This window comes from Pseudomonas sp. P4_B3 (genome assembly GCF_056402295.1).
In genome coordinates, this window is sequence record NZ_JBFUHR010000002.1 from 102,049 (window position 1) to 126,438 (window position 24,390).

At 55.7% G+C, this 24,390-nt stretch carries 23 protein-coding genes and 1 pseudogene; 13 read left to right on the top strand and 11 right to left on the bottom strand.

Annotation, left to right across the window (positions count from 1 at the left end; all coding sequences use genetic code 11):
- Window positions 1–25 precede the first annotated feature (25 nt).
- From AC1DWG_RS02495 to AC1DWG_RS02525, 7 genes are all read left to right on the top strand, one after another.
- A complete protein-coding gene (locus AC1DWG_RS02495; protein ID WP_477787188.1) occupies window positions 26–1,093 on the top strand; it encodes an NAD(P)H-dependent flavin oxidoreductase in 1,068 nt (355 codons plus the stop codon).
- Between the two features lie 122 nt (window positions 1,094–1,215).
- Window positions 1,216–1,983, top strand: coding sequence for a molybdate ABC transporter substrate-binding protein (gene modA, locus AC1DWG_RS02500; RefSeq protein WP_477762043.1), 768 nt, complete (start codon window positions 1,216–1,218; stop codon window positions 1,981–1,983).
- Entirely contained in the window at window positions 1,984–2,664 is a 681-nt protein-coding gene (gene modB, locus AC1DWG_RS02505) for a molybdate ABC transporter permease subunit (protein WP_477762044.1), read from the top strand.
- 3 nt (window positions 2,665–2,667) lie between these two features.
- A complete protein-coding gene (gene modC / locus AC1DWG_RS02510) occupies window positions 2,668–3,747 on the top strand; it encodes a molybdenum ABC transporter ATP-binding protein (RefSeq protein WP_477755541.1) in 1,080 nt (359 codons plus the stop codon).
- A 101-nt stretch (window positions 3,748–3,848) separates the two neighbouring features.
- Entirely contained in the window at window positions 3,849–4,070 is a 222-nt protein-coding gene (locus tag AC1DWG_RS02515) for a hypothetical protein (RefSeq protein WP_477787189.1), read from the top strand.
- 130 nt (window positions 4,071–4,200) lie between these two features.
- Entirely contained in the window at window positions 4,201–4,431 is a 231-nt protein-coding gene (locus AC1DWG_RS02520) for a hypothetical protein (RefSeq protein WP_477760451.1), read from the top strand.
- 207 nt (window positions 4,432–4,638) lie between these two features.
- Window positions 4,639–4,923: a hypothetical protein gene (locus AC1DWG_RS02525; protein WP_477762046.1), complete on the top strand. Its 285-nt coding sequence runs from the start codon at window positions 4,639–4,641 to the stop codon at window positions 4,921–4,923.
- A gap of 33 nt (window positions 4,924–4,956) precedes the next feature.
- Here AC1DWG_RS02525 and AC1DWG_RS02530 read toward each other — a convergent pair whose 3' ends face one another.
- Window positions 4,957–5,613: a TetR/AcrR family transcriptional regulator gene (locus AC1DWG_RS02530; RefSeq protein ID WP_477787190.1), complete on the bottom strand. Its 657-nt coding sequence runs from the start codon at window positions 5,611–5,613 to the stop codon at window positions 4,957–4,959.
- Window positions 5,614–5,792: 179 nt separating this feature from the next.
- On the opposite strand from AC1DWG_RS02530, the gene AC1DWG_RS02535 reads away from it, so the two are divergent.
- Window positions 5,793–6,635: an NAD(P)H-binding protein gene (locus tag AC1DWG_RS02535; RefSeq protein ID WP_477762048.1), complete on the top strand. Its 843-nt coding sequence runs from the start codon at window positions 5,793–5,795 to the stop codon at window positions 6,633–6,635.
- A gap of 92 nt (window positions 6,636–6,727) precedes the next feature.
- On the top strand, window positions 6,728–6,922 hold the full coding sequence (locus AC1DWG_RS02540) for a hypothetical protein (protein ID WP_477762049.1): 195 nt from the start codon (window positions 6,728–6,730) through the stop codon (window positions 6,920–6,922).
- Window positions 6,923–7,050: 128 nt separating this feature from the next.
- Here AC1DWG_RS02540 and AC1DWG_RS02545 read toward each other — a convergent pair whose 3' ends face one another.
- Window positions 7,051–7,656 (bottom strand): transglycosylase SLT domain-containing protein, encoded by a 606-nt coding sequence (locus tag AC1DWG_RS02545; RefSeq protein WP_477762050.1) that lies wholly within the window; start codon window positions 7,654–7,656, stop codon window positions 7,051–7,053.
- 678 nt (window positions 7,657–8,334) lie between these two features.
- On the opposite strand from AC1DWG_RS02545, the gene AC1DWG_RS02550 reads away from it, so the two are divergent.
- A complete protein-coding gene (locus tag AC1DWG_RS02550; protein ID WP_477762051.1) occupies window positions 8,335–8,724 on the top strand; it encodes a hypothetical protein in 390 nt (129 codons plus the stop codon).
- A 673-nt stretch (window positions 8,725–9,397) separates the two neighbouring features.
- A pseudogene (locus tag AC1DWG_RS02555) lies at window positions 9,398–9,589 on the top strand (site-specific integrase); the annotation flags it as partial.
- Between the two features lie 837 nt (window positions 9,590–10,426).
- On the opposite strand, the gene AC1DWG_RS02560 reads toward AC1DWG_RS02555, so the two are convergent.
- From AC1DWG_RS02560 to AC1DWG_RS02600, 9 genes are all read right to left on the bottom strand, one after another.
- Window positions 10,427–11,380 carry a LysR family transcriptional regulator gene (locus AC1DWG_RS02560; protein WP_477787191.1) on the bottom strand — a complete coding sequence of 318 codons (954 nt, stop codon included), beginning with the start codon at window positions 11,378–11,380 and terminating at the stop codon, window positions 10,427–10,429.
- Window positions 11,381–11,480: 100 nt separating this feature from the next.
- Window positions 11,481–12,386, bottom strand: a complete 906-nt coding sequence (gene yddG, locus AC1DWG_RS02565; protein WP_477787192.1) for an aromatic amino acid DMT transporter YddG — start codon at window positions 12,384–12,386, stop codon at window positions 11,481–11,483.
- A 160-nt stretch (window positions 12,387–12,546) separates the two neighbouring features.
- On the bottom strand, window positions 12,547–13,116 hold the full coding sequence (gene folK / locus AC1DWG_RS02570) for a 2-amino-4-hydroxy-6-hydroxymethyldihydropteridine diphosphokinase (RefSeq protein ID WP_477787193.1): 570 nt from the start codon (window positions 13,114–13,116) through the stop codon (window positions 12,547–12,549).
- 183 nt (window positions 13,117–13,299) lie between these two features.
- Window positions 13,300–15,750: a GcvT family protein gene (locus AC1DWG_RS02575; protein ID WP_477787194.1), complete on the bottom strand. Its 2,451-nt coding sequence runs from the start codon at window positions 15,748–15,750 to the stop codon at window positions 13,300–13,302.
- A gap of 50 nt (window positions 15,751–15,800) precedes the next feature.
- Window positions 15,801–16,658: a formyltetrahydrofolate deformylase gene (gene purU / locus AC1DWG_RS02580; RefSeq protein ID WP_477787195.1), complete on the bottom strand. Its 858-nt coding sequence runs from the start codon at window positions 16,656–16,658 to the stop codon at window positions 15,801–15,803.
- A gap of 10 nt (window positions 16,659–16,668) precedes the next feature.
- Complete coding sequence (locus tag AC1DWG_RS02585; protein ID WP_477787196.1) at window positions 16,669–17,607, bottom strand: electron transfer flavoprotein subunit alpha/FixB family protein; 939 nt, start codon at window positions 17,605–17,607, stop codon at window positions 16,669–16,671.
- Window positions 17,607–18,356, bottom strand: a complete 750-nt coding sequence (locus AC1DWG_RS02590) for an electron transfer flavoprotein subunit beta/FixA family protein (protein ID WP_477787197.1) — start codon at window positions 18,354–18,356, stop codon at window positions 17,607–17,609. The genes AC1DWG_RS02585 and AC1DWG_RS02590 overlap by 1 nt, the downstream gene beginning before the upstream one ends.
- A gap of 214 nt (window positions 18,357–18,570) precedes the next feature.
- Window positions 18,571–20,223, bottom strand: coding sequence for an electron transfer flavoprotein-ubiquinone oxidoreductase (locus tag AC1DWG_RS02595; protein ID WP_477787198.1), 1,653 nt, complete (start codon window positions 20,221–20,223; stop codon window positions 18,571–18,573).
- A 107-nt stretch (window positions 20,224–20,330) separates the two neighbouring features.
- Complete coding sequence (locus AC1DWG_RS02600) at window positions 20,331–21,206, bottom strand: LysR family transcriptional regulator (protein ID WP_477787199.1); 876 nt, start codon at window positions 21,204–21,206, stop codon at window positions 20,331–20,333.
- A 310-nt stretch (window positions 21,207–21,516) separates the two neighbouring features.
- Between AC1DWG_RS02600 and folD the strand changes: the two genes are divergently transcribed.
- Complete coding sequence (folD, locus tag AC1DWG_RS02605; RefSeq protein ID WP_477787200.1) at window positions 21,517–22,434, top strand: bifunctional methylenetetrahydrofolate dehydrogenase/methenyltetrahydrofolate cyclohydrolase FolD; 918 nt, start codon at window positions 21,517–21,519, stop codon at window positions 22,432–22,434.
- A 143-nt stretch (window positions 22,435–22,577) separates the two neighbouring features.
- Entirely contained in the window at window positions 22,578–24,074 is a 1,497-nt protein-coding gene (locus tag AC1DWG_RS02610) for a CoA-acylating methylmalonate-semialdehyde dehydrogenase (protein ID WP_477787201.1), read from the top strand.
- Window positions 24,075–24,390 lie beyond the last annotated feature (316 nt).

Genomic DNA, 24,390 nt, shown 5'->3' on the forward strand with positions numbered 1-24,390 from the left:
GCTTCAACGTCGGAGAACACAGCACATGAACCAATGGCCAGATACCCGCATTCTTGACCTGCTCGGAATCGAACTGCCGATCATTCAGGGGCCGATGGCCGGTGCCACGAACTCGTCCATGGTGATTGCAGCCTGCAATGCCGGCGGCCTGGGCTCGATGCCAGCGGCGATGCTCAGCACCGATCAACTGCGCGAAGAGCTGAAAACCATCCGCCAACACACCCAGCGCCCGATCAACGTCAACTTCTTCTGCCATCAACCGCCAGCTCCTGACGAGCAACGCGCGCAGGACTGGAAAAACCTGCTGCAACCCTACTACCAGGAACTCGGCGCCGACTTTGAGGCGCCAACACCGGTGTCCAACCGGGCGCCGTTCGATAACGCCGCCTGCGAAGTGGTCGAAGCGTTTCGCCCTGAAGTGGTGAGTTTTCACTTTGGCCTGCCGGAAAAATCCCTGCTTGACCGGGTCAAAGCCACCGGTGCGAAAGTGCTGTCCTCGGCCACCACCGTCGCAGAAGCGGTGTGGCTTGAGCAGCATGGCTGCGATGCAATCATTGCCATGGGCTACGAAGCCGGGGGCCATCGCGGGATGTTTCTCAGCGATGACCTGAGCAGTCAGGTGGGGACTTTCGCCCTGGTGCCGCAAGTCGTCGATGCGGTGAAAGTGCCGGTGATTGCCGCCGGCGGCATCGCTGACGCACGAGGCGTCGCCGCCGCCTTCATGCTGGGCGCTTCGGCGGTACAGGTGGGTACGGCGTACCTGTTCACCCCAGAGGCCAAGGTCAGTCCGTCCCATCACAAAGCCTTGCGCACCGCCAGGGAAAGCGAGACGGCCGTCACCAACGTGTTCACCGGTCGCCCGGCCCGGGGCATCCTCAATCGGGTGATGCGTGAACTGGGGCCCATGAGCGCCAAGGCCCCGGCCTTCCCCCTTGCCGGTGGCGCGCTGATGCCTCTGCGGGCCAAAGGTGAAGCGGACTTCAGCAACCTCTGGGCCGGCCAGGCCTTTACCCTCGGGGTTGAATTGACCACCGCGGCACTCACTCGACAGCTGGCTGAAGAAGGATTAGCCAGACTGCTACGTCACCCCTGAGCAGCACTTGCGTTAAAATTGTATACAGTTTTGTGACAGCACATTCCGTTCAAAGGCAATTCGCTATATATTTTTGTACATAACGATTAACCTGCTGCAATTGCCTTTAACGGAGCCGTTTCATGACCATTGGTGCCTCACGTTTTGCCCCTGCCTGCCTGACAAGCCTTCTCGCCATATTCGCCTTCGGCTCAGCCCAGGCGGACGAAGTCCAGGTGGCTGTCGCCGCCAACTTCACCGCGCCCATCCAGGCCATCGCCGCTGATTTCGAAAAAGACACCGGGCACAAGCTGGTCACCTCCTTTGGTGCCACCGGCCAGTTCTACACCCAGATCAAAAACGGCGCGCCGTTCGAAGTGTTCCTCTCGGCAGACGACAGCACCCCGCAAAAACTTGAAGCCGAAGGCGATACCGTCAAGGGGTCGCGCTTCACTTACGCGGTCGGCACGCTGGCACTGTGGTCGGCCAAAGAAGGCTACGTCGATGCCAAGGGCGATGTGCTGAAAAAGAACGAATACCAGCACCTGTCCATCGCCAACCCGAAAGCTGCACCGTATGGCCTGGCGGCGACCCAGGTGTTGGCCAGGGAAGGTCTGACCGACAAGGTCAAAGCGAAGATCGTTGAAGGCCAGAACATCACCCAGGCCTACCAATTCGTCTCCACCGGCAATGCCGAGTTGGGTTTTGTCGCCCTGTCGCAGATCTACAAGGACGGCAAGATCACCAGCGGTTCGGCCTGGATCGTTCCAGCCAGTCTGCACGACCCGATCAAACAGGACGCTGTGATTCTCAACAAGGGCAAGGACAACCCGGCCGCCAAGGCACTGGTTGACTACCTCAAGGGGCCGAAAGCGGCAGCTGTCATCAAGTCCTACGGTTACGAAATCTAAATGTCGCTATCGAGTGCCGATTATTCCGCCATCTGGCTGACCCTGAAACTGGCGTCCCTGACGACCGTCATCCTGCTGATTGTCGGCACTCCGATTGCGCTATGGCTCTCGCGCACCCGCTCCTGGCTGCGCGGCCCGGTCGGGGCGATTGTTGCCCTGCCCCTGGTGCTGCCGCCGACAGTGATTGGTTTTTATCTGTTGCTGGCGCTCGGCCCTCACGGGTACATCGGCCAACTCAGCCAATCACTCGGCCTTGGCACCCTCACCTTCAGTTTTGCGGGGCTGGTCATCGGTTCGGTGTTGTATTCGATGCCGTTCGTGGTCCAGCCGCTGCAAAACGCATTTTCCGCAATCGGCACGCGCCCGCTCGAAGTGGCCGCGACGCTGCGGGCCAATCCCTGGGACACCTTTTTCAGCGTGACGCTGCCCCTGGCCCGCCCCGGTTTCATTACCGCCGCCATTCTCGGCTTCGCTCACACCGTCGGCGAGTTCGGCGTAGTGCTGATGATCGGCGGCAACATTCCCGAGAAGACCCGCGTGGTCTCGGTGCAGATCTACGATCACGTCGAAGCCATGGAATATGCCCAGGCCCATTGGCTGGCCGGGGCGATGCTGATGTTCTCGTTTGTCGTCTTGCTGGCGCTGTATTCCAGCCGAAAAACCAAAGTGGGCTGGAGCTGATCGATGATTCAAATGCGCCTGAAACTACGCTACTCGAGCTTCGCCCTGGACGTCGACCTGCAACTGCCGGGGCGTGGCGTCACTGCGCTTTACGGTCACTCCGGCTCGGGCAAGACCACTTGCCTGCGCTGCATTGCCGGCCTGGAACGGGCCGATCAAGGCTTTATCCAGGTCAACGATGAAGTCTGGCAAGACAGCGAAAACAGGGTGTTCGTCGCGCCGCACAAACGCGCGCTCGGCTACGTGTTCCAGGAAGCCAGCCTGTTTCCTCATCTGTCGGTGTTGGCCAACCTGGAGTTCGGCCTCAAGCGCATCCCCAAGTCGCAGCGTCGGGTCGATATGGCCCACGCCACCGAGTTGCTGGGCATCAGCCATTTGCTGGACCGGCACCCACAACACCTTTCGGGCGGTGAGCGACAGCGCGTCGGCATGGCCCGCGCACTGCTCACCAGCCCGAAACTGCTGTTGATGGACGAGCCTCTGGCCGCGCTCGATGCCCAGCGCAAAAGTGAAATCCTGCCCTACTTGCAACGTCTGCACGACGAACTCGACATCCCGGTGCTGTACGTCAGCCACTCCCAGGATGAAGTCGCGCGGCTGGCCGACCATATCGTGTTGCTGAGCAACGGCAAAGCGCTGGCCAGCGGCCCGATCGGCCAGACCCTGGCGCGCCTCGACTTGCCGCTGGCAATGGGGGATGACGCCGGTGTGGTGATCGAAGGTCGCGTGAGCGCCTATGACGCCGACTATCAACTGCTCAGCCTGCAGTTGCCCGACACCACTCTCAACATTCGTGTGCCTCACACACCGATGGATACGGGTCAGACACTGCGCTGCAAGGTCCAGGCGCGGGATGTGAGCCTGAGCCTGCACAGTGCCGAGCAAAGCAGCATTCTCAATCGCCTGCCGGTCACGGTGGTCAGTGAAATGAATGCCGACAACGCCGCCCATGTGCTGATTCGCCTGGACGCCGCAGGCTCGCCGCTGCTTGCACGGATCACGCGTTATTCCCGCGACCAATTGAACGTCCATTCCGGTCAGCAACTCTGGGCACAAATCAAAGCGGTCGCGGTGCTGGCGTAAATCCGGCGGCACCTGAGCCGACGAATTAACCTGCCTGTTTTTTGCACGATCACCAATGGCTTCTATAGTTGATCTGTACACGAATCAGCTGCGGAGACGCCATGGAAGACATTTTCGTAGTGAAGCGTTGCAACAGGATCATCATCCATGGCCGCCGTGCGGGTGAATATGACCACCTGCCACCGGATGCCGCGGCCTGGTACCGCATCGCCGATACCCGAACCCAAGGCTTCATCGGTGACGGCTACGATGTTGAGGAAGACGCCCAGCGCGTTTGCCGGTTGTTGAACGCTAAATCACAAGTGACAGCCCGACAAAGTTGACGGCCCGTCACCATTTTTGAACGGGTCTATACTGAAATTGCAGAAGGATCAGTAACCCATTCGGCAGAAAGCTCGCTCCCGGCGGGCTTTTTGCTGCCACACTCAGGTTTCTTGAACGGAGGTGTCTCCCATGTCCGAAAAAGAGTCCATCACTACCCTGCTCACCTTGCTGGACTCCCGTCAGGCCCGCTTGGCCGCGGCCTGCAAGGAAATCGCCGACTGGGTCGATCATCAAGGCGGGCACCCCACCGCCCTCAGAATTCGTGATCGCCTGAACGACATCGAGAAGGACGCGCCGCTGATTCGGCACACGCTGTCGTCACTCAAACCTGTCGACCCGCCTCTGCCCCGGTTCAGATGATCCGTCGCGGATTTGCGGTACGAGGACAGGTCCGATTCGGGCAGCATGATCGGTGACGGTGACGTCTCCGAACGTTTGGCTGCCTACCAGGTTTTCACCCTCTCTCACAACCCGACCTGGCGCCGGGATTTTTTGTTGCGCAAAACCAAACGAACGTCACCGCTCACGTGGGGTCAACCGATCACACGTCACCAAGGAGACGTTCCAATGGTCACTCACTTCAAAGTCAGCGGGCACCTGGCCTGCGGTCACAACGGCAACAACCTCGTATCGACCCGCGAGCTCAATCGGGTGAAATGCAGAAGCTGCCGAAACACCGACGCATACAAGGAAGCCCGCAAGACCGAACGCAACGCTGCCCGCCGCGCAGCACGCAAAGCCAAAGCCGTCCACACCGCCAATAACTGGCGTTCAGCCTGGACCGAGCGACTGACTGCGATGGCCGGCCTGCAACGACTGCCGCGCGGCTTTACCGGCCAACCTTTCGTTTAGGAAATTGAAACAACTGCCAGGCTTTTACTGCGATTAGATGTCCCTGCACGCTGGGTCCATGACCTCGCGCAGGGACATGCGCTTGAACGCCTCGACCAGCGCGCGTCCTTCCTCTGGCGTACAAGTGACAGCCAACCGCATGGTCGCCTCGCCCAGGTGCCAAATCAAAAACGCGGACTCCTGAACCTGTAGCTCATCGCTTTGCGGAAATACGCGAAGCATGGCCTGGGCCAACAGCGCTCCGGCAACCCGACTCTCCCCCAGCTCCAGCTGCAACAACTGTTTGTCGGCCTGCATGCCGGACCAGATGTCACGCATCACCGGTGTCGCCATCACGATCTCGTAATACTGATCGAGCAACTGCGAATAAGCCGCCTGCAAACCCTGGGCATCCTCGACCGCCTCCATTGCCTCTGTAATGCAACGACGGCTCTCAGCGTTGTAGCGTTCGGCCAGCATCCGGATGACGGAACTCTTGTCGGGAAAGTACTGATAAAGAGAACCGATCGAGATTTCGGAGCGCTCGGCGATTTCACTCATCTTGAGCTGATCGCTGCCCTTGTCTGCGATCAATTGAGTCGCCATCGCCAATATCCGCTCCTGACGCTCACGGCTGCGCTGTTGCATGGGATTGCGTCGAACCGCTTGCGCAGCAGGCTGTTCGGGGGTTTCAGAGGTTTTTTTGCGCACGAGCGAATTTCCCGGTCAATAACGTGACATGTACTCACCTTAGCATCGCCACTCCTTACGCCCAATATCAGATGTCCACACGTCGGGCAATTCGATCTGATGGGTTGACGACAAAACATGAGTATCTATCATCTTTTAAACGTGAGTATCACTCACATTAACCGATGGAGATGAACGCGATGAAAACCGATCAACCAATCACACTGGTCCTTGGCGCCACGGGCAAAACCGGGCGGCGAATCACACAACGACTCGAAGCGGCCGGCTTGCCCGTTCGCCAAGGCTCCCGCGATGCGAATCCCCCTTTCGACTGGGAAGATCGATCAACCTGGGACGCGGTGATAGATGGCGCTCATGCGGTCTACATTTCCTTCCAACCTGATCTCGCCGTTCCAGGCGCCCTTGAAACCATTCAGGCGTTCACCGACCTGGCAGTGAAAAGCGGAGTCCGCAAACTGGTTTTGTTATCCGGGCGTGGTGAGATCGAGGCGGAACAGGCCGAACGCGTCGTACAGAACAGCGGGATTGACTGGACGATTCTGCGGGCCAGTTGGTTCTGCCAGAATTTCAGCGAGGCGCACTTTCTTGAACCCATTCTGCAAGGCGAACTCGCACTCCCCGTCGGCCGAGTCGCCGAACCCTTTGTCGATGCAGAGGACATCGCCGAGTGCGCCGTCGCCGCACTGACCCAACCCGGACACACCAACCAGCTCTATGAATTGACTGGCCCTCGGGCGCTGACCTTTGCCGAAGCCGTGACCGAGATCGCCCGCTCCACCCATCGCAACATCGAATTCGTGGCCGTACCAGCGGATGCCTATCGACAAGCATTGGAACAGGAACAACTTCCCCCGGAGTTGATCGATCTGGTGCTGTATCTGTTCACGACTGTGCTCGATGGCCGCAACACGCCCGTGACCGATGGCGTACAACGGGCACTGGGTCGGCCGGCACGCGACTTTAGCGACTACGTACAGCGCACGGCCGCTACGGGCATCTGGGGAAATGCAAGTCCGACGTAAAGCAGTGGCGAGAACCCGCTTCGTCGACTAGGGTATTTTGCGTATCGAACTGCGGCGCCTTTATTGGCAGGAGCCTGATCAAGGAGGTACCCATGTCACCCAATCGTAGTGCTGAACAAACCTATCGCCAATGGTCCAGCCCGATCCTGTTGGAACTCAAGGAGCGAGAACATCAAATGAACCCGTCAGACCGCCAGGCTTTGGAAAACGTACTGCTGGAAAGAAGACTGATCAATACCGGCAACCCGACCGGCAGCGATCGCCGCAAGGCAGATCCGGCGTCCTGAAAAACATCAGGCAACCACGATCTAGACAGATGAAATGAAGCAGAAACAACCAAGGGTTTGCACAGCGTTCGCTCGCGAACCCTTGATTTCAGAGAATGCCGGGCAACGGAATCAATGGCTTTGCCGCGCTAAAACCACCCACTACGTTCGTCTTCCAACTCCTGACGACACTGCTTGAGTTGGGCGCTGTAAATCTCTGACTGCTTTTGCACTTTCTGGGCAACCTGCATCAGCCACGGCTTACTGCGATAGGTATTGCGGCTATAGCCCCCACGCCCCTCGTGGTAAGCCAGGTACTGATTGTAGGTGTCCCATTTGGAGATTCCGAGCTGGCGGTGGGTGCCAGTGGTGTACCAACCGATAAACATGATCGCGTCGTCGAAGCTGTCACGCGAACCGCCGTTGCCAGTATCGTCCCTGTACTCGCCCCACACCGGATCTTGAGCCTGCGCATAACCATAAGCCGAACTGACTCGCCCCCAAGGGATCACCCAGAGCAGGTAGTCACGAGGCGGCAATGCGTCAGCCACGTAGCTGCTTTCCTGCTTCATTATCGCCATGGCCACATGCGCAGGCGTCCCATATTCATTCTGCATTTCCAGCGAGTCCTCGTACCAGTCGGGATACTCACGGTAAATACTGCAGAGATTGCTTTGATCTTTGGGTGGCGTAGTCGTGCAACCTGTCAAAAACATAAACAACAAAGCCAACAGCGAAACCTGTCTTTGTTTCATCCAGCACCCTCAAAAAAAATAAGGGCATAAAGTGCCCTCTGATTACTGCAAGGAGCTTGAGTCGGCAGTTGCAGGCAAAAACTTCAGAAGACATCCATCTTGACCACGTCACCCTTATTGAGAGACTGCTTTGTAAGTCCCTATTGCAAAGCCAGGCCCTGCAAGGACTTCATGCCTGAGGTGATTCTTTTTGCGTGGGCATGACCGGGTAGTCCGTTCGGATGCGTAACGTGATGGATTGGAGCAGAGGCTGGTTTTTGCAGAGTAAAGAAAAAGGGCCTACATTAGGTATCTCACGCAAGCCCTTGATATTCATGGTAAGAAGCCGGAATCGACCCGGCACGCCCTTACGAGCGGGGGATTTTAATTCAACTCGATATCTTAATATAATTCAATAGCTTACACGAATATTCCTGCCTCAATTCTTTCCGAGGCACGCCGCCACAAGCCTTATACCCAGTGGTTTGAGATTTTTTTGCGGCATCTTTTCGGGGTCGTGCCGAGATATGGTAAAAATTAGGACATCCGCTCTGTAACACAATGAATTAGAAGGTAATTTATAGGTTATTACTTTCTGCTCACCCGCCGTTTGGTTAGATGTCTACTTCAGCGCCAAGGCCAGGCCGGGGTCCATGGCGCACTATAATTTAGTGCAGGGGGACCGTCAGAGGTGGCGCTATGCGTATCTTCAAACAGCTCCTGCTCTTGGTCGCGGGGCTTCTGGCAAGCAGCCTCTCCCTGGAGGCAATCAGCGGTGGCGGCCTCGGTCAAAATCCTCACCCGACCGTTCTGGTCAGTGGGCAGCCACAGCAATGCGGGCAATTCCACCATTTCCACACGGGCCCGTTTCATATGGGAAACCGGCATTTCGTGCCAATGCACAACCGGCATTTCGTACCAATGGATAACCGGCACTTCATACCGATCCACCGGATGAACAGCGTCAAGGTGATCAGAGGGCCCGGGGTCAGCGACCAGCCCTTCGGTTCCAGGCACGTTCACTTTGTGCGCCACTTCGATCCGAGGACGGGGCAGTTTCTGAGTCAACCGGCAACATCCGGGAGGTAATGGACCAGCTTGGTCACACCACCGTAGTGATGACTAAGCAATACATCCGCCACCGCAAAGGGAAGAAGGTGACGTCTACAAAATAGGAATTGCGGCAAGAAAAAACTAAGGGCCTGCATGAGGTATCTCACGCAGCCCTTGATATTCATGGTGCCGAAGCCGGAATCGAACCTTTCTCTTTTTTATTGAAAATAAAGGGAATTTTTGAGTTCGAAAAATTTTCTACCTCTATGTGTACCCTCAGTCTGCGAGCAGACTCGGTATTGAGCGTTGCTACCGGTTTCCACCGAGAAATCGCGATGGAAAATTCGGGTGTGGTCATCCACACGGAAGGGTCGTTCGGTGAGTGGACTTTTCCAATGGTACGACTGGAACGCAGTAGAGCACCGCATGAACGACAGCGAACCTAACTCCGGTTGGACCAGAAACGGGTCGCAGACTACCGATTTCATCGGATTTGATCAGCAGGGAACGAACCAATATTACCGATGGCGACAGGCAGCATCAGTCGATAAATGCAGTCGATCGGTTTTGCGAAAGCCTCAAACCACCTGATTTAGAAACCCAAGACCAGCCAACTTTCGTGGACTGAATGGTCTTGGGGCTGTCTTGCGACAACTCTTTCAGGGCTGTGCCTCTAGCTCACGGGACAACCCTTGTGCAATTCGGCCACCACCACGTGTTCCTATCTGCGTTTGCAACCCACTATTTCAGCAAGCTTCGTCAGATCACAGGACACTCTCAATGGTGCTTCCCCGCAAAGCATCATAATTGGCATGTCGATCTCAAGGTCGTCAGCAAACAAGTTGGGGACCGCCAATCACGTTTCAAAAATCGCAAGCCGCTAGCACGTCGCCGACATGATTGAGCTCCGTGCTGTTCCTCGACCTACGAGCAGAGTTCAGGGCTCCGCCCATTTGCGATACTTCGCTGCGAGCTCCCTCTCCTGACCTCCTCCTTCGCCTTGCCAATGCGCACCACGGGAGTTGTAGAGTTCAGTATGAGCGCCACGGGATAGTTCTTCGAATTCCAGATCCTCAATAACATCGCGAACAACCTCATTGGCCACACTCCATCCTTCCCCACAGGGGCGCAGGCCAAAAGTTTGCCAAGGCAAGCATCGGCTATTTCTGCGCAGTCGAGTTCGGAACAACGCCTGCGAACCATAGCTATCAACTCGGTCAGCTTCTGACAGGCCACCTCTTCAGTGGCCTCACCCTGTCCGGTAGCCGAGCGCGCCAGTGGTGCGTACTGAGGTTCAGCAGCGGCATGGCCGATAACCCTGAAAGCACAGAGTCGCCGGGATACTTTGCCAAGAAAACGGGCGTACACACCGTAAAAATTTTCTTCAAAGAATAGGTAAGTCTCGGCGTATACGACATCAATCGCCTGACCAAGGTTTGGTTTGCAACCAATGACCAGGATCGCACCTTGGTTGAGGGCGCACAGGTGGGTGTCAGCTCGCCAGCTTTCGAGCCAGGCCGTTGTCGGTGGCCAGCGAAATGGTGTGTGTCAGTTTGATAATAAGTGCTGCAAAACGATGCTTGAGCAGCTCAATGACAGGATCCCGTTAAGATCTGTCGGCTAAGTGCAAACCTGCCGGTGATGAGAACCACGAATGATCACCGCCGGCATACCCAAACTTCCCCGCTCCTCGCACCCCGAATCACTGCTCAGTCAGTATTTCTATTTTCTAAACAGCTCATGAAAACTGGGCGAGAATCCAATCGCGTAGCCGGCAACAGGCGTCGTCGTTGATCCGGTCTTCTCGAATTGTCAGATAGTGCTGACTTTCATGGAGAACTACTTCTTCTTCGATCGGACGAATCAGCGTGCCGTTTTCGATCAGGTTTGCAACCAGGTGATTCCATCCCAGGGCGACGCCCTGATGGGTCAACACCATACTTATCACGAGGTTGTAGTCATTCGCGTTGAAAACGTGAGGGCTATCGTGGGGTCGTTTCTTGATATCAACATCGTGATAGGCCAACCAAACGCCCCAGTCAACGTGCTCCGCTACTTGGGATCTGCCATACGGGCTGAGGTTTAGCAAAACCCCATCGCGTAATTCTTCCAGGCTGGATAGCTCAGGATGCTCCTCTTTATAACGAGGTGTGCACACCGGGTAAATGACATCATGGCACAACGGATAACTACGGTAGCCATCCTGGATCATGGCCATCTTGGTGATGAAGATGTCCGGAGTCACACCCGGTTCCATCGACAAAAAGTTTTGAGTAGCCACCAAGTTGAGATCGATGTCAGCGTTCGTCGTAAAAAACACCGGCAGCTTGGCTGCGAGCCAGAGTGCTGAGAACGCTGGAGAACAGCAAAGCGTCAAGGTGCGCTTGCCTGAGTTATGGGAGCGAATACGTTCCGCCGCTTGGGAAATGTTGACAAAAGATATCTGTGCCGCATCAAAAAAGATGGATCCGGCTTCCGTCAGCTCGACCGCTCGACCCACCCGTTTGAAGAGATCTACCCCAAGGTACGCCTCAAGCTCCCGAATCTGACGGCTGATTGCCGCTTGAGTAACGCACAGTGCTTCTGCCGCACGCGTAAAGCTCTGATATTTGGCAGCTGCTACGAATGACTTCACGGCTTTCAAAGACGGCATTTTCAGCAGCGTCATGTCTGGATCTGTGTGCTTAACCATAACCTAGAGTATTGAATATCCGGTTCGGGGCCCTTTGGAGGGGCCGTTAGTGGCGAGATCGGCGGATGGGTTCCACCTAGACTATCGAGGGTATGAGTTTTCAGCAGTCAGCTGAGTTTGTAAGTTGTCGTGTCGCCTGCCAGCATATGAGTGAACCGGCAGTTACCAGCAGCGCGCCCTGCCAAAACTGCGCTTTTAAATCGACCCCCAGCCATACAGCCGCGAATGCCGATGACAAGACTGGTGCGGAGTACGACAAGGTAGCTAGCAACGTGAGATTTCCCCGCGAAATACCAACGTTCCATAGAGCATAACCACTTGCCATAGCGCTGCCAGCGGCAATCAGCTCCAAACTGCTGCCGATAGTGAAAGCGGAAATTTTCTCACTGCTAAAAGCGTACTTCAGCCAAAGTACGCCCGCTGTTAAAATGAAAAACAAAACGACAAGATTCTCCCCTCCCCCATACTTTCGTGTGACATTGCAGTACAAAGCAAACGTAATCGCGCACGCTAATGCGAGGCTGTAACTGAGAGGGTTGGACTCAACATTGGAAACGAGGCGAGGCAGTGATGCCCCATCGCCACTCACAACCCACACGATGCCGAAAAGAGCCAGCAGCGTACCTGGAACGATGATCCAGCGTGTCTTTTGTCCGTTCATGATGATGGCAAGCAGAACGGTCAGACAAGGCCACAGGTAATTCACCACACCAAGCTCGATTGCTTGTATTCGATTGCTGGCAAAGCCTAGAGCGAGAGAAAGGCATACCTCGTTCACAACAAAAATGGCGCTTCCCACTATGAGATAAAACTTGGATGTCGAACGCAACTGCGGTCGTCCCAAAAACCCAAGAAGCATGAGTGCACCCACTGAAAAGATCATTGCCGCACCGCCCAATGAGCCGAAAACTTCGCTGACGCTCCTTAAAATCCCGGGGGCAGTGCTCCACATCGCTACCGCCACTAACCCACACGCAGTGGCTGCACGCTCACCTCTGATCTGCATCTTTCCCTCTCGCTCTAATAGCGGTGAGTCTATGTGTTTTGCTTTCCTGTGGTCGCTTAGTTAATGGAAACTAGAGGCCACTTTTCCAGACAGGTCGACGGTCTATGGGGATGCAGTGCCCATTCGGGCGCAACTTCAACCCCAGCAGGCGCAATATCGCCTATGAAAAGCTGGATTTAGAAACGCCGAAGTCGGCATGCTGAATTGACGGCACGGCGGGCGGGACCGTCTTGATATGCTCCGAAGCCTTCACCATCACCGGTCGGTTTCGCCCGACTATTTGATGCTCAATTTCCCGCCAGATGCCGCTGAACGTCACCCCGGAAACGGGGTGAGTATCGTGCGGAGCAAGCATGGAGATCGGCAGCATGACGTAGGGACTTTCGACAAGATCACGTCTTGGCAAAACGCCCCCCTTGAATTCACCGACATAACGGCCGTACAGAAGCACGTCAATATCAATAGGCATGACCAGGAATGGCTTACATTGACGGTGGTATTTCGACTCGAAGCGTTTTATCACTCGAGAGAGTTGTTCCAGCGATAGATCGGTTTTCCCGCACATCACCAGGTTGAAAAAGGTACAACCGCGTGCACCCACAGGCGCGGAGGAGTACACCGGAGAACATCGCCCATCACTCAGTAATGCAAAAAGAAAATCCAGTGCATACTGCAGGTTCAATTCCCGTTCTTGATTACTGCCCAACCCCAGATACACCAGCGTCGACATGGCACTGAATTTCCTCATAGGTGTTAGGGTTCGACTCTTACTTGTGCAGCCATTTATTCAGCGCTTGCCAAGCCCATCGGTACACAGCGGCCATACAACAGCCGCTGCGATTTAATCGACCAGTTTTTTTCTGCTAGTCACGCTCACCTGTCCCATTCACCGGGACAGGCCAGCGCTAGCTTGTCAGCACTTGATGTTTGTCATCTCTGGATCATAGAAAGCGCGCAAGCTGGCTTCGACCTCGTATTTTTGCGCCGCAATTTCAATTTCATACTTGCCCTCCTTGACCCAATCAGCACTCACACCTGTGTCATTACACACATATCCCATCGCCACGTTGCCGCCGATGAAATGACCGTACATTCCGGACGTGGTGCGGCCTACGATTTCTCCGTTTCGGAAGATCGGCTCCTCGTGGTAACTGGTGGCCTCGGGGTCCAGGAACTTAAACAACACCATACGTTTTTTAACGCCTTCGGCTTTCTGCTTGAGCAACGCTTCCTTGCCGATAAAACCGCCCGCCTTGTTGAAGTCAGAAGCGAAGGACAGACCGGCCTCCAGCGGGGTGTCTTCCTCCATCACGTCATGACCGAAGTGGCGATAACCCTTCTCGATGCGCAACGAGTTCAACGCATGGTAGCCACAGAGTTTCAGACCATGCGGTTCACCGGCGGCAACGATTCGGTCGAACACATCAGGGGCAAATTCGGTAGGGATATAAAGCTCCCAGCCCAGCTCACCCACGTAAGTGATCCGCGAGGCGCGTACTCGGGCGTAGCCCAACTCGATCTCTCGCGAGGTCGCGAACGGGAACCCTTCATTGGAAAGGTCATCCGTGGTAAGTGGTTGCAACAGATTGCGGGCGTTGGGACCCATGATACTAATTACAGCCATGGATGAGGTGACGTCGGTGATCACCACATTGGCCTCAGCCGGCGTATTGCGGCGCAGCCAATTCAATTCACGGGTCTGTGTCCATGGGCCGGTGACGATCAGGAAAGAATCTTTCTCCAACCGTGTTACGGTTAGGTCCGCTTCAATACCACCGCGCTCGTTGAGCCACTGGGTGTAAACGATCTTGCCGGGTTCGACATCGATATTGTTACTGCAGATGCGGTTCATCACTGACATTGCATCACGTCCTTGCACCAGAATTTTGGCGAAGGAACTCTGATCGAACAATCCCACGGTCTTGCGCACTGCCAGGTGTTCGGCAGCCGACCAGTCGAACCAATTCTGCTTGCCCCAGCTGTATCCGTATTCAGGCTTCACGCCTTCAGGGGCGAAGAAGTTTGCGCGCTCCCAGCCGACCACTTCGCCATAGCAGGCATTTGCCGCTACGAGGCGATCGTGCAGGATACTCTTACGGGCGTTTCGAGCGGTTTCAAACTGACGGAATGGCCAATGCATTGCATAGAGCAAACCGAGGCCTTCGGTGGTGCGGTCGTACAGGTATTGTGAGTTGCCCTGGAACGGCAGGTTGCGCTTGATATCTACGTCCCACAGGTCCATCGGCGCATGACCCTTGGCGATCCACTCGGCCAGCACTTTACCGGCGCCACCTGCCGACTGGATGCCGACCGAGTTGAAACCGGCAGCGACAAAATAGTTACGCAGTTCCGGTGCCTCGCCCAAGTGATAGCGATCGTCCGGAGTAAAGCTTTCTGGCCCATTAAAGAATACTTGCAGACCGGTTTTTTCCATTGCCGGAATACGGCGGATGGCCGCTTCAAGATAGGGTTCAAGATGGTCAAGATCAGGGGGCAGCTCGTCGAAGCAGAAACTGTCGGGAATCCCTTCGTGGCCCCAAGGTTTGGCGTTCGGCTCGAATGTACCCACCAACAGTTTGCCGGCGTCGGTCTTGAAGTAGTTGTAGTTGTCCAGGTCGCGCAGGGTGGGCAGCATGATGCCGTTGATTTCCGGCATCGGCTCGGTCACGACATAGAAGTGCTCCGCCGCGTGCAGTGGGATGTTGACTCCGGCCTTCTTGCCAAAATTGCGTGCCCACATACCGGCACAGTTAACGACGAACTCGGCGTCGATATCACCTTGAGCGGTCACCACACCTGCGGCTTTCCCGTCCTTGATCTTGATGTCCAGAACCTGGGTGTTCTCGATGATCCGCGCACCGCCCATGCGAGCTCCCTTGGCCAACGCCTGGGTCACGTCCACCGGATTCACTACGCCGTCCAAAGGCAGATAAACACCGCCGACGATGTCATCGATGTTCAGTAGCGGCCACAGATCCAGCGCTTGCTCAGGGTTCACCACCTCGCAAGGGAAGCCGCACAACTTTGCCATAGAGGCGCCACGCTTAAGCTCGGTGAAACGCTCTTGATGAGTGGCGATGCTCAGCGAACCATTGCGGACAAAGCCAGTCGCCTGTCCAGTTTCCGCCTCAAGACCTTCGTACAAGCCGGCACTGTATTTGGCCAGCATGCTCATGTTGTATGTCGCACGCAGAGTCGGCACCAGGCCGGCCGCATGCCAGGTGGTACCGCAGGTCAGCGTCTTGCGCTCCAGCAACACCACATCCTTGATGCCCAATTTGGTCAGGTGATAGGCGACGCTGCAACCGATAACCCCACCACCGACGATGACTACGCGAGCTGAGCTCGGAATGCTATTGCTCATATGAAACTCCAAGGCCGGCTCCCAAAGCGGCAACCGACTCGATGATTGGGTTATAAAACGACGGTTTTATTGCCATACACCAGCACGCGGTCTTCAAGATGGTTTCGAAGCCCCCGCGCCAGTACGGTCTTCTCGACGTCCTTGCCGAGCCTGACGAGGTCATCGACTGTTTGCTCATGACTGACCCGTGCAACGTCCTGCTCAATAATCGGCCCTTCATCAAGCTCTTCGGTGACGTAGTGACAGGTAGCACCGATAAGCTTCACACCGCGTCGAGAGGCTTGGTGATAAGGCTTGGCACCAATGAATGACGGCAGAAAACTGTGGTGGATGTTGATGACCTTGTGCCGGTATTTCTCGCACAGGTTTTGCGGAAGAATTTGCATGTACCGCGCTAATACGATGCAGTCGGCACGGTATTCATCGATCAAACGTTCGGTCCGGGCAAACCCTGCTGACTTGTTGTCCTTGTCTACCGGTACGTATTCGAAAGGAATGCCGTACCACTCCACCAGGCTGCGTAGGTCTTCATGGTTTGAAATCACGCAAGCAATGTCACAGACCAAATCGCCGGTCTTCCAGCGGTCCAGCAAGTCCGTCATGCAGTGCGAACCTTTGCTGCACATCAACACCACACGTTTGCGTTGATCACTGTCCACCAGCCGCCAGTTCATGGTCATTTCCTGAGCGAGTGGTTCAACCTTGCGGCGTAGCGCCTCCATATCAAAGGGCAGCGAATCGGCCCGCACCACCATACGGCTGAAGAAGCGGTTGCTTTCTTCATCCGAGAACTGAGAGGCCTCTTCAACCCAACCGCCGTGGCTGGCAAACAGCCCAGCGGTGCGGGTGATGATCCCTACACGGTCAGGACAATCGAATGCGAAGGTGTAGGTACGCTTTGTATTCATTTCAGGCTCCTCAAGACAGTGCAGCTTCAAGCGCGGGGACGGCGTCAAACAGATCAGCAACCAGGCCGTAGTCGGCGATACGGAAAATCGGTGCTTCTTCATCCTTGTTGATTGCAACGATGATTTTTGAATCTTTCATGCCCGCCAAATGTTGGATGGCACCCGATATACCCACAGCGATATACAGCTGTGGCGCGACGATCTTGCCGGTCTGGCCGACCTGCATGTCATTGGAAACAAACCCGGCATCGACTGCGGCCCGGGATGCTCCAACCGCCGCGCCGAGCTTGTCGGCAACTTTTTCCAACAGGGCGAAATTCGCCCCACTGCCCATTCCACGACCACCCGCAACGATGATCTTGGCGGAGGTCAGCTCGACCCGCTCAGACACGCTGAAGTCGGCACTGACGAACCTGGAGAGGCCAGTTTCGTGGGCAAGTGTGAGAGCTGTAACAGCAGCGCTGGCTGCGGATTTTTCTGCTGCCGCAAATGCCGTGGTGCGTACCGTCAGAACTTTTACCGGATCAGCACTTTCAACGGTGGCCAAGGCATTGCCGGCATAAAACGGACGCACAAAGCGACTGGCTGAAATGATTTCCACCACGTCGCTGATCTGGGCCACGTCGAGCAACGCCGCTACGCGTGGCAACAGGTTTTTGCCAAAAGCGGTTGAAGCGGCCAGCACATGGCTGTAGGCCGACGTTGTCACCAGCTCAGTTATCAGTGCCGCCACGTTTTCGACACCTTGGTCAGCGTAGGCAGGGGCATCAGCGATCAACACCTGATTGACTTCGGTGAAGGTTGCGATTTCTTCCGCAACGCGACCGGCATGCTTCCCGGCGACCAGAACTTCAACCGACGCGTCAAGGCGTGCAGCGGCGGTCAATGCATTCAAGGTTGCCAGCTTGAGCACTCCATCGTGATGCTCAGCAATCAACAAAACAGCCATCAGATCACCCCCGCTTCGTTCTTCAGCTTTTGGACCAGTTCTTCAACGCTACTCACGCGAACACCTGCCTTGCGCTCTTGAGGTGCACTCACCTTGATGACTTTCAGCCGTGGAGCAATGTCGATCCCCAGCTCAGTGCCCTCGATAATTTCCAGAGGCTTTTTCTTGGCCTTCATGATGTTGGGCAGCGATGCGTAGCGTGGCTCGTTCAAGCGCAGGTCAGCAGTTATCACGGCAGGCAGACGAAGGCTCCGGGTTTCCAGGCCTCCGTCGACTTCGCGGGTCACGTTGACCCATTCCCCGACCACCTTGATATCCGAGGCGAAAGCGCCTTGAGAACTGCCCATCAAAGCCGACAACATCTGGCCAGTCTGGTTGTTGTCCCCATCGATGGACTGTTTACCCAACAGCACGATGCCGGGTGCTTCGCGCTTGACCACTTCGATGAGCAACTTGGCGATGGCCAGCGGTTCAAGATCGCGCGCCGATTTGATCAGCACGGCGCGGTCCGCCCCCATGGCCAGCGCTGTACGCAATTGTTCCTGGCAAACATCTGGCCCCACGGATACTGCGATCACCTCACTGGCTTGCCCGCTTTCCTTCAACTGCAACGCCGCCTCGACCGCGATCTCACAAAAGGGGTTGATCGACATCTTTACGTTGCTCAACTCAACGTCAGACTCGTCCGTCTTAACCCGGACCTTGACGTTAGCGTCCAAGACCCGCTTCACCGCCACCAGCACCTTCATATCTACCTCCGAATAAGTCCATGACTGCTTCAGACGGATGCTATAAGTCTCAATAACCTCTTACAAACGATCTATCTAGCACTCATGAATAAGGTGTACTTATTCATATTACTGGTGCAGCGCGCAAAAAAACCCGGCATACGCCGGGTTAAAAGCCATCCAATCCTCTCGTTTTCACAACCCTCTCTCGCGATGTGCGAAGCGTCTGATTTCCTTACATGCTGGTGTAATTAGGGCCACCGCCTCCTTCGGGAACGCGCCAAGTAATATTTTGGCTCGGGTCCTTGATGTCACAGGTCTTACAATGCAGACAGTTCTGCGCATTGATCTGGAACCGCTTTTGCTCCGCATCCTCAACCACCTCGTACACCCCGGCCGGGCAGTAGCGCTGCGCGGGTTCGGCATAGGTCGTCAGATTGAAAGCGATCGGCACCTGCCCATCCCTGAGTATTAAATGGCAGGGCTGATCTTCTTCATGGTTGGTGTTAGACAGATAAACCGAAGAGGTCTTGTCGAAACTCAGCACATTGTCCGGTTTGGGGTAGTCAATGGCTTTCGCTTGATCGGCGCGCATCATGGTCGAGTAATCGGCACGCGTGTCACGCAGGGTCCAGGGTGTTTTCCCCTTGAGCAGGTTCAAATCGAACCACGCATAAGCCGCGCCGATCAAGCTGCCGAAGCGATGCAATGCGGGGCCAAAATTACGCTGCTGGTGCAATTCCTCATGAATGGAGGAGTTTTTGAATCGGATCGCATAGTCTGCCAGATCCTGACCAACCGCCTCATCGACGACCAGGGCTTCAAAGATTGTCTCCGCGGCCAGGATTCCGGACTTCATCGCCGTGTGCGAGCCTTTGATTTTGGCGAAATTCAAAGTGCCAGCGTCACAACCGATCAACAAACCACCCGGAAAATGCATCTTAGGCAGCGACTGCAGCCCGCCTTTGGCAATCGCTCGGGCACCGTAGCTGATGCGCGATCCACCCCGCAGGAATTGCTCATAGAGCGGATGGTGTTTGAGTTGCTGCAGCTCGTCGAAAGGAGAGAGAAATGGATTGCGGTAGTTGAGGTCAACGACTTGGCCGATCACGACCTGGCGATTCTCGAGGTGATACATGAAAGCGCCACCTTGGGCGCCACTCACGGTCAAGGGCCACCCGGTACTGTGAATCACCAAGCCCGGGACATGTTGCTCGGCCGGAATCTCCCAGACCTCTTTGATACCCAGACCGTAATGCTGAGGATCAGAATTAGCGTCGAGCCGATATTGATGGATCAATTGTTTGCCCAAGTGACCTCGGCAACCTTCAGCAAACACCGTCTGCTTGCCAATCAACTCGATACCTGGGGTGAAACTACCTTTTTGATTGCCGGATCGATCGACGCCCATGTCAGCAGTGACCACGCCCTTGACTCGTCCCTGCTCGTCATACAGAACATCAGCGGCGGGAAAACCGGCAAAAACATCCACGCCCAGTGCTTCAGCCTGCTGACCGAGCCAACGGCAGACATTCCCCAGGCTGACAATGTAATTGCCTTCGTTATGCATCGTCTCGGGAGCCAAGACACCCGGCATCCTGATCGACAAGCGTGACGACGACAGATAATAAATCTCGTCCGAACTCACTGGCGTTTGCAGCGGTGCACCCATCTCGCGCCATTCGGGAAGCAATTCGTTGAGAGCTGAAGGCTCGAACACCGCGCCGGACATAATGTGCGCACCGATCTCCGCGCCCTTTTCCACCAGACACACAGAGAGCTCTCGACCTGCTTCCAGCGCCAGTTGCCGCAGGCGAATCGCGGTGGACAACCCAGCAGGTCCGCCACCCACTACAACAACATCAAATTCCATTGTATCGCGTTGCATCACAGCCTCCAGGCATTGAATCGTGCCTCTGGAGCCCATGCTACGAGCGCTTCTGACGTCGCAACAAACGATGTATCCATCACTGATTAATAAGCGGAGCTAATTCGTTACCGAAGTTCAGATTCCAGCCAGGTACAAAATGCCTGGGCTGCTCCCGACAGGGGTTTGCTAAGTGGTTTGAGCAAATAGAACCCCGCCAGGCTCTCGATGCTCTGATCCAGCGGAGAAACGAGTTGCCCGCGAAGCCTGGACTTCTCGACCAGTTCCTCATTGAGCAGGCACACACCCGCGTTCTCGATCGCCATGCTGGCGGCAATGGCATAGCTGTCCACATAGAACCGCTGGTAGTTCTCCGCCTCGCCCTGGGGATTTGAGGCCAGCCAATCGCTCCAACCGTTGGGCGTACCCAGTACGTCGATAAGCGCCAGGCTCAGCAAGCCGCCCGCGCTGCGCAGCTTGGCCGCAACATCCAGTGAACAGTAGGGCCGCAATTCGGTGGAAAGCAGTTGCTGGACATCATATTGCTGCCAGTTGCCGGAGCCGTAGCGTATCTCAAGCTCTGCGCTACTCGGCGGCGCATCGGCTTCCCAGTTCACGCCATACATGCGCAGTGAGATTTGCGGATACAACTCGGCAAATCGCTCCATTCGCGGTGCTAGCCAGAGCTGCGCGAAGGAGTTGTTCACGCTGATCTCAAGAACGCCCTGCGCCACCGAGCTGAAGATATTGTTCATGCCCTGATGCATGTGCCAGAGGCCCTCTCGAACCACCGCCAGGTACGCTCGGCCCGATACGGTCAGTTGAATCGAACGGGTCTGACGCTGAAAAAGCGGCTTGCCGAGCTTGTGCTCCAGCAACTTGATCTGTTGGCTGACTGCCGACTGACTCATGTTCAACTCGATGGCCGCCGCGGAAAAGCTCAAATGACGACCTACCGACTCAAACGTTCGCAGCCAGTTCAGCTGAAGGTTGGTCAAAGACATGGACAATCTCCCATTAGCCCTACTTATAAATATAGGCCGTATACATCGTTTGTAGCGGCTACTCAACCACCTTAGCATTCACCGCACCTGCCCTGATCGCCAGCGACGGTGTTTTCCAACCACCCTCTCAAAAGATGGCATTGGGTTGCCTCTTCGGAGGAGCTAGCGGCTCTGGGAAAGGGAACTTGCCGTGCAGATATTGAGTGAAACATATCCGGCAAAGATGATTCGTGGCTGCCTGTATGACTCAAAGGGCAACGCCTGAAGGCTTGAATGCCGTTTTTTCTGACCGCTGACAGGATAGGACAAGATGAAGATGACTCAACTATTGGATCAAACCCTAAGCCCCCAGGCCCATATCATTGACGGCAAGGGTTTTGCCGAAACGCTGCGCAAATCAGTTGCCATAGGTGCGCGGGCGTTTCGCGAAAAACGCGGCAGAGCTCCGGGTCTTGCTGTGGTGCTGGTCGGTCAGGATCCTGCCAGCCAGGTCTATGTCAAAACGAAAATGAAGACAGCGCTGGAGTCCGGTATCGACTCATTTCCACACTTGCTCGACAGCACTACTTCGCAAGCCGATTTACTGCAACTGATCGACAAACTGAACAATGATCGCTATGTCCACGGGATCCTGGTGCAGTTGCCACTACCCGCCCACATCGATGAATCCAAAGTCATTACCGCGATTGATCCTGCCAAGGACGTCGACGGTTTTCACCCGATCAATGTCGGACTGCTCGGCCAGGGCAAAGCCTCTCTCGTTCCATGCACACCGCTGGGTTGCCTGATGATGCTCAGGGACCAACTGGGTAATCTGAGCGGGAAAAAAGCAGTCATCGTGGGCAGGTCGAACATTGTCGGCAAGCCGATGGCCAATCTGCTTCTCCAGGAAAACTGCACCGTGACGATCGTGCACTCCAGAACCCGTGATCTGAACACCGAGTGCCGGCAGGCTGACATTTTGGTCGTTGCCATGGGTAAGGCCGAGTTCATCAACGCCGAGGCCATTAAGCCGGGCGCCATCGTGATCGACGTGGGTATCAACCGTGTCGAGAAGGACGGGCGCTCGGTACTGGTGGGAGACGTCGATTTCGAGTCGATCAGCCCCGTCGCAGCGGCCATTACACCTGTGCCTGGGGGCGTCGGCCCCATGACGGTGGCATGTCTGATGCGTAACACGCTGGTTGCGGCTGAAGCCATCGAAAGCGACAGGGCCGACCGCTATTGAATGCTTAGGTTGAAAAGCGTGGCATGTACCAGCTGCACAGGCAGCGAAGCGTTTAACAAAACTTTATGACTGTTTGCCCCCTCAGTGCAGTGGCCTCGGCCTCTCTCTTTAAGCGGCTTTGACCTTACTTTCGAGGAACGAAGATGACGACTATCGAACATTTTATCAATGGCGAATCTTTCGCCGATAACGCACGCACCAGTGACGTTTTCAATCCCGCCACAGGTCAGGCGATCCACAAACTTGGCTTGGCCTCCCGCGCCACGGTCCGACAAGCGATAGAGGCGGCGCAAGCCGCGTTCCCGGCGTGGCGCAACACCCCACCAGCCAAGCGTGCCCAAGTTATGTTTCGGTTCAAGCAATTGCTCGAGGCCAACGAGCAACGCATTGCTCTGCTGATCAGCGAAGAGCATGGCAAAACAATCGAAGATGCCGTGGGTGAACTCAAGCGTGGCATCGAAAACGTTGAGTTTGCCTCGGCCGCGCCGATTATTTTAAAGGGTGAATACAGCCGCAATGTCGGCCCAAACATTGACGCCTGGAGCGATCTGCAACCCATAGGAGTGGTCGCCGGTATTACTCCGTTCAATTTCCCGGCGATGGTGCCACTGTGGATGTATCCACTGGCCATCGCCTGTGGCAACACCTTCATTCTCAAACCTTCCGAACGCGATCCGAGTTCTACGCTATTGATCGCTCAATTGTTGCATGAAGCTGGTTTGCCAAAAGGCGTACTCAATGTGGTGCATGGTGACAAGGAGGCGGTCGATGCACTGATCGAAGCTCCAGAGGTCAAGGCATTGAGCTTCGTCGGCTCAACTCCGATCGCGGAATATATTTACTCCGAAGGCACCAAACGTGGCAAACGCGTGCAGGCCTTGGGTGGAGCAAAGAACCACGCCGTATTGATGCCCGACGCAGACCTGAATAATGCCGTAAACGCGCTGATGGGTGCTGCCTACGGCTCGTGTGGTGAACGCTGCATGGCAATCTCTGTAGCCGTGTGCGTCGGGGACCAGGTAGCCGATGCGCTTATCGCCAAGCTGGAGCCCCAAATAAAAGCATTGAAGATCGGTGCGGGATCCTCCTGTGGACTTGACATGGGACCTCTGGTAACGGCGGCTGCTCGGGACAAGGTGGTCAGCTACATTGACGATGGTTTGAATTCGGGGGCGACACTTGTGGTCGATGGTCGCGGCTATCGTGTCGCCGGCCACGAAGATGGGTATTTTCTCGGTGGTACGTTGTTCGACAATGTGACCCCGGAAATGCGTATCTACAAAGAAGAAATCTTCGGCCCGGTACTGTGCGTCGTGCGAGTTAGCAGCCTGGAAGCTGCCATGCAACTGATTAACAGCCACGAGTATGGCAACGGCACCTGCATTTTCACCCGCGATGGTGAAGCTGCTCGTCTGTTCTGCGATGAAATTGAAGTGGGCATGGTGGGGGTCAACGTACCGCTGCCGGTGCCCGTCAGCTATCACAGCTTCGGTGGCTGGAAACGCTCTCTATTCGGCGACTTGCATGCCTACGGTCCGGATGGTGTTCGATTCTACACCCGCAAGAAAGCCATCACTCAACGCTGGCCAAAGCGCACAAGTCATGAAGCCGCACAGTTTGCCTTCCCTAGCAACAGCTAGGGGTAATGCGTTTGAGCAGCGTTGCCATCAACTCTTCTGTCGGGGAAAGAAGATGGAAGCGCGGCTTCCACCGTAGAGGGTTTACGGTTGACTCAGCCCCCCTGGGAACGGGGCTCGTGTTCGTCATTACTGAGCTTTCGTCGATAGCCTTGGTCGGGCTTGAGACCTGGCCGCTTGCACACTGGCGGCCTTCTTTTTTCAGCGCGTTAACGTACTGCGCATGCTTGTGCATCCATATCTATTGCAAAAGACATAGTCAAAACCAGTTGGCGCCTTGTACCTAACCATGGTGCACGCCAATCCTAGCCCCAAGAAC